General features: G+C 62.1%; 13 protein-coding genes and 1 pseudogene. 8 read left to right on the top strand and 6 right to left on the bottom strand.

The window, feature by feature from the left end:
• Positions 1–650 precede the first annotated feature (650 nt).
• From IVB12_RS06340 to IVB12_RS06355, 4 genes and pseudogenes are all read left to right on the top strand, one after another.
• A complete protein-coding gene (locus IVB12_RS06340; RefSeq protein WP_247296713.1) occupies positions 651–1,505 on the top strand; it encodes a DUF4747 family protein in 855 nt (284 codons plus the stop codon).
• Positions 1,506–1,671: 166 nt separating this feature from the next.
• Positions 1,672–1,995: a hypothetical protein gene (locus IVB12_RS06345; RefSeq protein ID WP_247296715.1), complete on the top strand. Its 324-nt coding sequence runs from the start codon at positions 1,672–1,674 to the stop codon at positions 1,993–1,995.
• A gap of 187 nt (positions 1,996–2,182) precedes the next feature.
• Positions 2,183–2,756 (top strand): annotated as a pseudogene (locus IVB12_RS06350) (SOS response-associated peptidase family protein); the annotation flags it as partial.
• A 131-nt stretch (positions 2,757–2,887) separates the two neighbouring features.
• A complete protein-coding gene (locus IVB12_RS06355; protein ID WP_247296717.1) occupies positions 2,888–3,157 on the top strand; it encodes a hypothetical protein in 270 nt (89 codons plus the stop codon).
• A gap of 1 nt (position 3,158) precedes the next feature.
• Here the strand turns inward: IVB12_RS06355 and IVB12_RS06360 are convergent, their stop codons facing one another.
• The 4 genes from IVB12_RS06360 to IVB12_RS38340 all read right to left on the bottom strand — a co-directional run bounded on the left by IVB12_RS06360 (position 3,159) and on the right by IVB12_RS38340 (position 5,997).
• Positions 3,159–3,332, bottom strand: a complete 174-nt coding sequence (locus IVB12_RS06360) for a hypothetical protein (protein WP_247296719.1) — start codon at positions 3,330–3,332, stop codon at positions 3,159–3,161.
• Between the two features lie 329 nt (positions 3,333–3,661).
• Complete coding sequence (locus tag IVB12_RS06365; RefSeq protein WP_247296721.1) at positions 3,662–5,206, bottom strand: serine hydrolase; 1,545 nt, start codon at positions 5,204–5,206, stop codon at positions 3,662–3,664.
• Between the two features lie 133 nt (positions 5,207–5,339).
• Entirely contained in the window at positions 5,340–5,543 is a 204-nt protein-coding gene (locus tag IVB12_RS06370) for a hypothetical protein (protein ID WP_247296723.1), read from the bottom strand.
• Positions 5,544–5,862: 319 nt separating this feature from the next.
• Positions 5,863–5,997, bottom strand: coding sequence for a hypothetical protein (locus tag IVB12_RS38340; RefSeq protein WP_346658485.1), 135 nt, complete (start codon positions 5,995–5,997; stop codon positions 5,863–5,865).
• Positions 5,998–6,459: 462 nt separating this feature from the next.
• On the opposite strand from IVB12_RS38340, the gene IVB12_RS06380 reads away from it, so the two are divergent.
• Positions 6,460–6,765 carry a hypothetical protein gene (locus tag IVB12_RS06380; RefSeq protein ID WP_247296725.1) on the top strand — a complete coding sequence of 102 codons (306 nt, stop codon included), beginning with the start codon at positions 6,460–6,462 and terminating at the stop codon, positions 6,763–6,765.
• Positions 6,766–6,886: 121 nt separating this feature from the next.
• Here IVB12_RS06380 and IVB12_RS06385 read toward each other — a convergent pair whose 3' ends face one another.
• A complete protein-coding gene (locus IVB12_RS06385; RefSeq protein ID WP_247296728.1) occupies positions 6,887–7,120 on the bottom strand; it encodes a hypothetical protein in 234 nt (77 codons plus the stop codon).
• 375 nt (positions 7,121–7,495) lie between these two features.
• Between IVB12_RS06385 and IVB12_RS06390 the strand changes: the two genes are divergently transcribed.
• Both IVB12_RS06390 and IVB12_RS06395 read left to right on the top strand, forming a co-directional pair.
• Complete coding sequence (locus IVB12_RS06390; RefSeq protein WP_247296731.1) at positions 7,496–8,425, top strand: Ku protein; 930 nt, start codon at positions 7,496–7,498, stop codon at positions 8,423–8,425.
• 67 nt (positions 8,426–8,492) lie between these two features.
• Positions 8,493–8,735, top strand: a complete 243-nt coding sequence (locus tag IVB12_RS06395) for a hypothetical protein (protein WP_247296733.1) — start codon at positions 8,493–8,495, stop codon at positions 8,733–8,735.
• 177 nt (positions 8,736–8,912) lie between these two features.
• Here IVB12_RS06395 and IVB12_RS06400 read toward each other — a convergent pair whose 3' ends face one another.
• Entirely contained in the window at positions 8,913–9,104 is a 192-nt protein-coding gene (locus IVB12_RS06400) for a PadR family transcriptional regulator (RefSeq protein ID WP_247296734.1), read from the bottom strand.
• A gap of 158 nt (positions 9,105–9,262) precedes the next feature.
• Here IVB12_RS06400 and IVB12_RS06405 point away from each other — a divergent pair, with 158 nt between their 5' ends.
• Positions 9,263–9,625, top strand: a complete 363-nt coding sequence (locus tag IVB12_RS06405) for a PRC-barrel domain-containing protein (RefSeq protein WP_247296736.1) — start codon at positions 9,263–9,265, stop codon at positions 9,623–9,625.
• The last annotated feature ends 464 nt before the right edge of the window (positions 9,626–10,089 follow it).

Here is a 10,089-nt window from a genome sequence, read left to right on the forward strand (position 1 = left end):
CTGATCTTTCCCGCCATAGACGCCACCGAACCAATTCGATGGCACCGACCCAATCATCGGCGAGAAGTTGTCCAGTAACATTCTGGGTGAGGCAATGCGGGGTCAAATTTGAACGCCGATTGACAAGTATGGGTACCTGTGGGCCCAAACGCCCGTGTGGCCGCACGGGGCGCGGGCAAATGGTGCCCAAGGCGGCTCCGCCCCCGGCGGGCTCCGGGTTCCAAAGCAACGGCTCAAACCGGCTGTCCCTCCGGTCAGTGCGTTAATTGGGCCACCCGCCCGTTCGCTTTTGTGCTGGCAATCGCTGCGACGGCCGCGCCAAACCTCCCCAGCGCATCGAAAATCGTGCGGCGGGGCCCGCAATGGCCATGTGTGACACGCAGGATCGTTAGACAACTTGCAGGCTTACGGGACGCGCCACCGTTGTCCTGATCTGCCGTCGATGCCGGGGCGAAGACGAGAGAGCTAGGGCGAACCCTGAGCGAGCCTAATCCAGGGCTGACGCTCCGCGTGCACGCGGCTCCCCTCCGGACCGGCAAGTATGGGGGGAAGCCTCCGCCGTAAGTCTAATCCGCCGCTGGGTTGCACCCATATTAAGACTCGCCCTTTTCGCGAACCCTGCCAGAATGTTTCTCGGGCGCGAGGAAAAGATGGCAAGAGAGAAGACGATACAGGTCTGCGCATTGAATTTGGCGGCAAACCCTCATCCGGACAGCATTTACATCTCAGTTCTACGTCAGGCATCTCGGTTCTTGGTGCAAGCCCGGGGCACTGATTACGCGAAGATTACTTCACCACGGGCTGTGCCCGGGCGGGCCGGTCTATACACAGGCCGCATTCTGATATGGACTGAGATCGACGTGAGGCGCCCATGGCTCGACCTCTCAAATGAAGATGAGCTATCGTCGGCACTCAAGAAGTCAATCAACATCCCGGAAAACGCGCGCCCCAACATGCGAGTTTTTGGATATGTCTTCGTGGAGAAGACGCACCGGGTGTATTTCGAGAGTAGGAATGAATTTGGAGAGAGCCTTGGCCCGAACATCGCAAGAGCGATATTCACCAGGATCACCTCTCAGGAACTGTTAGGTTTCGAGAGTCCCGAAGTCGAGGTGACCATTGTCCCCGAGGTTGACGCCGTGGACCGGGTCTTGAGCCTTCCAAACTTGCGAATGCTCTTCATCAGAGTAACGCTTCCAAATCCGGACACAGCTTCGCCCGCTGCCCGCAAACGCGTATACGACCGTCTTAAGAAAGCTAACGCCCGGCAACTTGAAGAGAAGTATATCAAGTCCTCGGATGCAGAGAAGCTAGAGACCACACCGGACATCAGGGAAACGGCCGAAGTGGCTGCCGAGAATGGGCTAGTGCGGGGTGAAGGCCGAGACAATGACGGAAAGAAGCTGGAAGTCTCGACTGAAAAATATCCCAAGCGCTATTACATCGGCGCGTCGGCGGGTGGGAGCTTCTTGTCGAGACTTATGGCAACGCTCACGTCTCTCTGACGACTGGAGCGGCACAGGGGAGACGCTTGCCGTATATTGGCGCGTATATGGAGGCTTTCGCTCCCTCTTTAGGTCGCCGGCCTTTCTGTTTGCCCTGATTGCGTCATTACTATGCTTTCCGCTCTGGTGGTCGGAAAGGCTCAGTGCACCCCTAGTTTTGTCTGTGGTGCCGAATCTCCTGGGCTTCTCCATAGGCGCAATGGCGGTCGTATTGGCCTTCCCGACAACAAGTGTATTCAAGATAATTACCGAAAATGGCAGGGAGGATTCCTATTACCTCGATCTGGTAGCCAAGTTCGTTCATTTTGTATTGGTGCAGGTATCCGCGTTGGTGTTTGCCCTTTTCGCCACAGCATCTTCCTTCTTTCTGTTTTCTTATTTTGCGCTGCTCGGCCTGTTCTATGCGGCTGGCACTGGGGTGATGACGGCGATTGCCTTGTTCGAAGTGGCGATCTTTTACAACGCATCTCAGGCCCATGATGATGACTGAGAGAGTCAGAACTTCCGACCTGACAAACATTTAAACCATAGCCGGATGCCAGCGAAGTGTGTCAATTCCGGCCGAGTATCGATAGTGGCAAACGATCTGAGCTGCTATCCGAGGCCGTCGGCGGACAGCTTTCCCCGGAGCGCTCGCGATGCCCCGCGCACGGCGTCCTCTCCAGACCCGGCGAGGCGACGGCCGCGAGCTTGCGACCGCGCGCTGGGGCATGCCGTCTTCATCGAAGGCGCTGATGGACGCAACCAAGAAGCGCGCGGAGAAACTGCAAGCCAAGGGCAAGACGGTCGACTTCAAGGAATTGCTCCGGATGGAGCCGGATTCCGGCACCACCAACATCTGGAACGTGAAATCGAAGCATTGGACCCGCTGGCTCGGCCCCGAGCACCGCTGCGTCGTGCCGTTCAACAGCTTCAGCGAGTTCAGCAGGGCCGAGGGCGGCGACATCTGGTTCGCGCTCGACGAGACCAGGCCTCTCGCCTGCTTCGCGGGCATCTGGACCGATTGGACCTCGGTCCGAAAGGTCAAGGAAGGCGAGACCACCAACGACCTCTACGCATTCCTGACGACGGAGGCGAATGCCGAGGTTGGCGCCATCCATCCGAAGGCGATGCCGGTGGTCCTGAGACGAAGTCGAGACCTGGATGACCGCGCCGGCCGAGGAGGCGCTGAAGGTGCAGCGGCCGCTCCCCGACGCGACGCTCCGGATCGTCGCCCGCGGCGTCAAGGAAGACCCGGCGCCGGCGACGTAGCGCTTCTGCACAGGCGCTGTGGAATAGGTGGACAAGCCCAAGCTCTGCCGATCGCGAATCCCTGACCCGTGCTAACCGCCCGGAACGAGCAGGAGGGCGGAAGGATTCGTCCCGGCAGGAGTTTGATTTCGATGCTGATGACGAAGGAACGACGGCCGGCGATCCGCACGCCACCGGGCTGGGCGATGAACGTGCTACAGGAAGCCGGCGCCATCCACGAGTGCGAGGAGCACGGCTGGGCAAAAGATCGCGCCGACCCTCATGCTCGGGAACGCGCTTTCGACATCGCCAGGCAAGATCCGCCGCCGGGCATCTCTCCGAATGAAGCCGTCGCCGAGGTCCGCGATGTCCTAGACTCGATCGGCGACACCTGCCCGGAGTGCCCGTCGGAGGCCGACTAATTTAGACCGCCTCTTCCCTCCCCAGGCGCTCGCGACCGACCGGCGCCCGCAGGCGAGTAAGTTCGATCCACGCCAGTGCGGCGTTGATCCATCTCTTCCGTTCGGCGCCATCGGCTTCGGCGGCGAGCTTCATCGCCGCAAATGCTTCGCGCTCGGGGTCGTACTCGACGTCCATGGGACTGAAGATGTAATCGCAGATCGTAAACGATCACGCACCGATGCGACCGTAGGAATCCGGGGGCCCACACCGCCGAACTTCCGCGCTGCCGGTGATCGTGACATCGCGCCTCCCGCGCTCTGCGACGGATCTTCAAGAATGAGTTGTCGCGTCGGCCAGACCCGCGCCCCACGGGGCAGCGATACTTCAGAAGATGCCAAGGAGAGCGACCACCGCGACTTCGCCGAGGAAGGCGAGGGTCATGACCGCGACCGTGAGGAACACATCACCTATCGGCATGACGGGCATGAGCAAGGCCTCGCGCGTGCTGCGCCCCCTGTCGTGACTCACTCCCCGCGCTCGCCGCGCAGCTCCACCTTGAAGCCATCCGTGTTCTCGAAATTCACGGTCACCTTGTCGCCGTCGAAGGCGAGCGTCCAGAGCTGGCTTTCGCCATGCCCGAGGATCCGCCGCTCGACCATGAAGGTGCGCTCATTGAGCCAGCGACCACGCACGGCATTGATGCCGTAAGGCGCCGGCGGACTCTTGCGATAGACGCCGTCGAGCCCCATCAGCCCGCTGAACTGCCGCGGGCCCTTCTCGGCGTAGCTGGTGATGAGCCAGGACGAATCGGTGTCGAAGAAGTTCAGCGTAAAGCTCTTCACGCGCAGCTTATTGTCCGGGAAGTTGAAGGTCTTGCCCGAAATGGCGGCGGCGAGCTCCGGCGTCCCGCCGACGGCTGCTGGCCTTTCGGTGGCAGCGCGCTTAATCGCATTCGCAAGCAGCGCCCGCGCAATGGGATCCTCGGGCAGCGGCTTGTCGGATTTCACCGCGGCCGAGACATCGTCGGTCAGCGCCGTGGTCGAGAAGAACTCGGTGTCGCGCAGATAACCGGTCATCACGACGATGACGTCGAGCCGGGGGATCACCAGGATCAACTGCGAGTGGCGACCGCGCGCCATGTAGGTGCCCTTCTCGGGATTCGACCACCACAGATTTCCATAGTGAAAACCGAACGTCGCCTCGACCGGCCCGGCCTTGGCGCGCTCGACCCATGCGGACGGGATCAGCCGCTTGCCCTCCCACACGCCGCCTTGCAGATAGAGATAGCCGATCCGCGCCATGTCATGCGGCGCCAGATAGAGGCCGGCCTCACCGTCGGTGACGCCCTGGTCGTCGACCTGCCCCCATTTGGCGCTCTTGATGCCGAGCGGCTCGAACAGCTCCTTCTTGGCAAAGTCGAACGCGTTCTGCCCGGACTTCACGTTGACCAGCGCCGAGAGCAGATAAGGATTGCCGCCATTGTAGTTGAAGCTTGCGCCGGGCACGGTCGCCATTGGCTGGTTCAGCACGAAGGCAGTGCGATCCGGCGCCGCATACATCTTCATTATGGTTTCATCAGGCGTGTAGGCCTTCTCGATCCAGGCCAGGCCCGACGTCATGTCGAGCAGGCTCTGCACCGTCATCGCCTTCTTCCTGTCGTCGATCCCGTCGATGCGCTTGTCCGGGAAGAGATCGACCACCGCCCGATCGACGCTGTCGAGCTGGCCCTTCTGCACCTGGATGCCGGTCAGCGTGCTGACCACGCTCTTGGTGACCGAGCGCAGGTCATGAGTGATCCCGGCGAGATAGGGCGCGTAATAAGCGTCGGTCACGATCCGGCCGTGCCGGATGATCGTGAGACTGTCCTGATTGTAGCCGCCGACGGTCTCGACTAGGCGTGCCAATCGGGCCGAGTCCATGCCCTGCTCTTCAGGAGTCGATGTTGCCCAGGCCTTGGTCGGCCAGAGAATGTCCTGCGCCGCTTGTTCTTCGGCGGCCATGACAAACGAAGGTGATACCGCTTGCGCGCAAGCAACCAGCGCCGCAAGCGTGAGCATCCTGAACCACATGGCCATTCCCCCTGGGGCACGCGCTCTTGGCACGCGTCGGTTGCAGGTATCCTAGGATGAACGGGTCGCGGGAGCGAGATCAAATCGACCGTTTGGTCCACACGACTGATTGATATCGCGTCGTCTTGTCCGCCTACCGCGCGGCGGAGACCTTTGGCCGGCAGTGGCTTGGCATGCAGCCTGATTTCAGCGTAGCCTCGGCGACAGTTTTCTTCTCCGGTCGATAGTGCACCACGGTGATGTAGAGACCGCCGACGATGCACAGAACGGTCAGCGACGCGACCGCAACGCGCACACCGCCCTGGAACAACAATCTGCCGAGAGGACGCAACTTCATGCCCTCTCGGTAGAGCTGAGTCGTTAATCGTTCGTAGTGTCGGACTCCAATCGGAGAAAAGGGGGCGGCCTCTTCATTGGCCGCCCCCTCCCGGCCGGACGGGTACCCGGCTTCGTAGCCCGGATGAGCGGAGCGATATCCGGGGAGGCCCCGCATCAACCGGGTTCCAGGTATAGAGTTCGCCGGGGGGCAGGCACTTCCAACGGGGCAGATTATGCGAGTCCTTGAACTGTCATGCTGGTGCGTGACCGCGACGGGCCCGGTCGTAGTGGTCGCGGTCCTGACGCTGCTCTGAGGTCCCGCAGTTCACCTGGTCGGATCAGACGGGCCCCGTCCCCACGTTCAGAAGCTGCGAGACGGCGGCGACCAGCTGCGCCGGCGCGAACGGCTTCTCGATCAGGATGCTGTTCGGGACGCCTTGCGACTTCCAGGCCTCGGCATGGCTGCCGGTCATGTAGACGATCGGAAAGTCGGGATCGATCTCCCTGATCCTTCGGGCGAGCGCCCCAGCCGTTCAGGCCGGCGCCGATGCCGATGTCGGTAAGCAGCGCCCGGAATCCGGCGCGTCCGTCGCCGAAGCGGGAAAGCGCCTCTTCGCCGGATCCGGCGATTTCGGCTTCGAAACGTCCGTCCGACAGAGCGTCCTCCACCAAGTTCTGGATCGCAAATTCGTCCTCGGCCACCAGAATGCGGACAGGTTCGTTCACGTCACGGTGGCCACGGCGCCAGGACTAGCCGTCGCCGGCACTATGCGGCGCCCTGCCATCATCCGGCGGGTGTGGCTTCGTATTCCGCCCCCGTTGCTGGATCGTCAGCGGGTAGTCCGAGGTCGTCGATGACCTGCTCAGGCGTGGGCTCCGCCGCGCCGCAGCCGGATCGAGGAGCGCCCGCTCTCGCCCGTTCGTGCATGTCCCGTATGGCGGCCCATGTCGTTCAGCGCCTGTTCACGCAGGCGATCTACCGTCAAAGCGGGGCAAAAAAGAAGGAAAGCTCTATGAAGAAACTCGCCTTGGGCGTCGCCGCTGCGGCTTCGCTTGCACTGTCCGCTCTTTCCCTTCCCGCCAGGGCAATGCCAGTTCAGCCGATCGGCGCAACCGCGACCCCCGACCTGCTGCAAGCGCGCTACCACTATCATCCTCGCAGGGTTTGCACGGTGCGGACGGTCGTGACCCGCGGCTATCACGGGCGACGAGTCGTCAAGCGGGTGCGCGTCTGTCGATAATCGGATTTGCATGAACAGAACGGGCCGCTGTGCGAACAGCGGCCCCAGAAAGAGTCGGACGAAGCTGAGCAGATTCGGGGGAGTCACGGTCGCCGATTCCGCGGGGCGAGCTGTCCGGTGCCTACCGGCGTGAAGCCGGCCGTCGGCCACCCACGATCAAGTTTCCGCAATGGAACCTTTTGAAAGCGCCTGGTGCTTCGTCAAGCCCCCTGAAGTTTCTCAGCGAGTCCGCGAAAGTCTCGGACATTGAGTTGACGGCGGCGTTGGCGCTCAGGCATTCGGCCGCCTCCCCGGCGGCCACGCCGTCGTCGGAGAAAACGAACGGCAGAGCGACATAGTAGGTCACTTCAGACATCTGCCTCACCCTTGCGTTCGCGCGCGCCTGGGAGCCGCCCGCGGGCGTAGCCGGTCGACACCTTCCTCCTGAGCTTGTCGAGCTGGGCCTCGAGAAAGTCGTTGGCGAGGGCCTTTACGGCTTCCCGGGCGTCCCCGCCGCAGGTCGCGATAGCCTGGTCGGCGGCAGCGTCGAGATCGTCAGCGGCCGGGCCGGCCTGCTCAGGAGTGGCGTTCCCTTTTTGTTCTAAAGAGTCAAGAGCCCCTCTCCCGAATGGCCCTGGTGCAAAGACGGCCTCTGCGTGAATCTCGGGGGCAGGCCGGCGGCGTGTCGGAACCGGCGGTCCGTCGTTCGTCTTGAATCCAAGCCGCCCCTGTCTGTGGAGTTCTGCGTATCATGGCCCCGCGCGCCAACTGGAAAGGCTTCCTGCGTCTGTCCCTCGTCACCTGCCCCGTGGCGCTCTACCCGGCCACGTCCGAGAGCGAGAAGATCTCGTTCAATCAGCTCAACCGGCAGACCGGGCACCGGATCAAATACCTGAAGGTCGACGCCGACACCGGCGACGAGGTGCCCAACGAGGACATCGTCAAGGGCTACCAGCTCGAGAAGGACCAGTTCATCGAGGTGACCAAGGAGGAGCTCGAGGAGATCGCGCTGGAGTCCACGCGCACCATCGAGATCGACGAGTTCGTCGACAAGGCCGACATCGATCCGCGATACCTGATCCGCCCCTACTATATCCGGCCGGACGGCAAGGTCGGCCACGACGCCTTCGCCGTGATTCGCGAGACCATCCGCGAGATGGACAAGGTCGCGATCGGGCGGGTCGTGCTCACCAATCGAGAGCACATCATCGGGCTGGAGCCGATGGGCAAGGGTCTCGTCGGCACGCTGCTGCGCTACCCCTATGAGGTCCGCAGCGAGCAGGAGTATTTCGACGAGATCCAGGACGTGAAAGTCACCAAGGACATGCTCGATCTCGCCCGGCACATCGTGAACCAGAAGGCCGGACAGTTCGACCCGGAGAAGTTCGAGGACCACTACGAAACCGCGCTGATCGAGCTCATCAACCAGAAGCGCGCCGGCAAGCCGATCGTTCCGAAGGAGCGCCCGCGCGGTGTGAACGTCGTCGATCTGATGGACGCGCTACGCAAAAGCGTGGGCGGCGCCCCAGCGGCCAAGACCGCGGCTCCGAAGAAGTCGACCAAGAAGCCGAAGAAGGCAGCGGCCGGCCAGAAGGAGATGCTGATGCCGATCTCCGGCAGGAAGCCGAAGGACGCTGCCGCGAAGAAGCCCGCCGCCGGGGCCAAGCGCAAGTCGGCATAGGTGCGGCCAGGTAGGAACCAAGCGGTCCATGGACCGGTTGCTCCGCCGCGACCATGGGAGGATGCGCATGGACATGAGGGAAGCCTCCGCGATGACGGAAGCCTCGGGGGTCGTGGACGAACTGGACGGCACCGGGGGCGCTTCCGGAGCAAGGTCAGGCGGTGCTGCGGGAGGAAATTCTCGTCCGGCGCCCGCGCCGGATGCCGCGATGCGTCTAGCGGAGCGGTTGCGAGAGGTGACCGTGAAGTCGCCGCTGCAGGCCCTGTTCGCCGCGTTCCTGCTGGGTGTTTGGGTGGCTCGCCGGCGCTAGGAGAAGCTGCAAGCCGCAGCCAAACCGAGGAAGCTCAAGGCATTTCAGACTTCGCTGGGCTTCTCCAGTCAAATGGTGGCCTGTCGACAACGCTAGGACGGCGCCGCGGAAGACCAGCCCTGCTGTTCATAGTCCGGCCCCGGCGCTCCCGCGATCCCTGGACCGGCCGATCTGTCTTTACGCGGTAGCCGCCGCCCGCCCTGCGTCGGTGATGCGGTACTCGACATCTCCAGATGGAAGCGGTTCGGTTTCTACGAGACCAAGCTCCACGAGCCGCGCCACGATTTCATGGTCGAACATCGGCGGGCTAACCCAAGATTCGCCGAGGAGTTTCCTCAGAAAATCGCGCTCCAGATCGGTCAGCTCCATCCTCGAACTCCGCTCGCCGACTTCTCCCGGCGCGCATTGCCGCGTCATCTAATCCAGCAGCGCGATGCCTGGGAGACCGAAACTGCGCTGCGGCATCCGCCAGGAACTGAGCCATGCTGGCCCCGTTGACTTCCGAAGACAATATCCAGGAGGTCAACATGGCCATGGAAGATCGCGAGACATTCAGCCTGATCGGAAGCGACAAGGTCGAGGGCACGAACGTGTACGGCGCCGACGGAGAAAAGGTCGGCTACATCGAGCGCGTCATGATCGACAAGGTCAGCGGCAAGGTGTCGTACGCGGTGCTCAGCTTCGGCGGCCTGCTCGGCATCGGAGACGATCACTATCCCCTGCCTTGGCAGACGCTGAAATACGACACCGACCTCGGCGGCTACGTCACCGGAATCAACCAGGACCAGCTTCGCGGCGCTCCCAAATACGCCGACGAGAGCAGTTGGAATTGGAGCGACCCGGCGACCGCGCGCTCCGTGAATGCCTACTACGGCGTGCCGGTAGCTTAATCCATTCCGGTGGGCCGCAGAGGAATCTGTGGCCATTTTGCTTTTGGCGCTATGCGATCCGCGTTGCGAGCGCAGTTACACACAAGTAGACAGGGGCACACAGGCTGGCTGCAGTAAGAAGAAAGGACGATACCTTCGTCCTTGACGAACTGACCGCGAGATTGTCGGGGCCAGTCGATAGTCGGTCGGTGTGCCGCCCTGCACAGCGGCATGAACGTAACAGTGCGGCCAAGACAATGTTCCAAAAATTAGACCCCGGCTTCGTCGGGGCTGGATGTTGAACGAAGCCGGCGTCCTGCGTAACGCTGGTAGTCGACGTCAACATCAATGCTGACGAAACAAATTAGTTCCGCGATCGATTTGCCGTATCCCTCCGGCGTCGGCCGCCTTGTTTAGTTTGAGAGGCGGCCCGAGGATTTGACCTTAAGTCTAGCTTTAAGGTCACGGTGCGAATGCAGGTGAAT

The sequence above is a fragment of the Bradyrhizobium sp. 179 genome (genome assembly GCF_023073535.1).
GTDB lineage: Bacteria > Pseudomonadota > Alphaproteobacteria > Rhizobiales > Xanthobacteraceae > Bradyrhizobium.

What these genes read in the sequence shown, in the direction of transcription:
- IVB12_RS06340 (WP_247296713.1), top strand. Translation starts at nt 651, where the DNA reads ATGGCAAGAGAGAAGACGATACAGGTCTGCGCATTGAATTTGGCGGCA.
- IVB12_RS06355 (WP_247296717.1), top strand. Translation starts at nt 2,888, where the DNA reads ATGCTGATGACGAAGGAACGACGGCCGGCGATCCGCACGCCACCGGGC.
- IVB12_RS06360 (WP_247296719.1), bottom strand. Translation starts at nt 3,332, where the DNA reads ATGGACGTCGAGTACGACCCCGAGCGCGAAGCATTTGCGGCGATGAAG.
- IVB12_RS06365 (WP_247296721.1), bottom strand. Translation starts at nt 5,206, where the DNA reads ATGTGGTTCAGGATGCTCACGCTTGCGGCGCTGGTTGCTTGCGCGCAA.
- IVB12_RS06370 (WP_247296723.1), bottom strand. Translation starts at nt 5,543, where the DNA reads ATGAAGTTGCGTCCTCTCGGCAGATTGTTGTTCCAGGGCGGTGTGCGC.
- IVB12_RS38340 (WP_346658485.1), bottom strand. Translation starts at nt 5,997, where the DNA reads ATGACCGGCAGCCATGCCGAGGCCTGGAAGTCGCAAGGCGTCCCGAAC.
- IVB12_RS06380 (WP_247296725.1), top strand. Translation starts at nt 6,460, where the DNA reads ATGGCGGCCCATGTCGTTCAGCGCCTGTTCACGCAGGCGATCTACCGT.
- IVB12_RS06385 (WP_247296728.1), bottom strand. Translation starts at nt 7,120, where the DNA reads ATGTCTGAAGTGACCTACTATGTCGCTCTGCCGTTCGTTTTCTCCGAC.
- IVB12_RS06390 (WP_247296731.1), top strand. Translation starts at nt 7,496, where the DNA reads ATGGCCCCGCGCGCCAACTGGAAAGGCTTCCTGCGTCTGTCCCTCGTC.
- IVB12_RS06395 (WP_247296733.1), top strand. Translation starts at nt 8,493, where the DNA reads ATGGACATGAGGGAAGCCTCCGCGATGACGGAAGCCTCGGGGGTCGTG.
- IVB12_RS06400 (WP_247296734.1), bottom strand. Translation starts at nt 9,104, where the DNA reads ATGGAGCTGACCGATCTGGAGCGCGATTTTCTGAGGAAACTCCTCGGC.
- IVB12_RS06405 (WP_247296736.1), top strand. Translation starts at nt 9,263, where the DNA reads ATGGCCATGGAAGATCGCGAGACATTCAGCCTGATCGGAAGCGACAAG.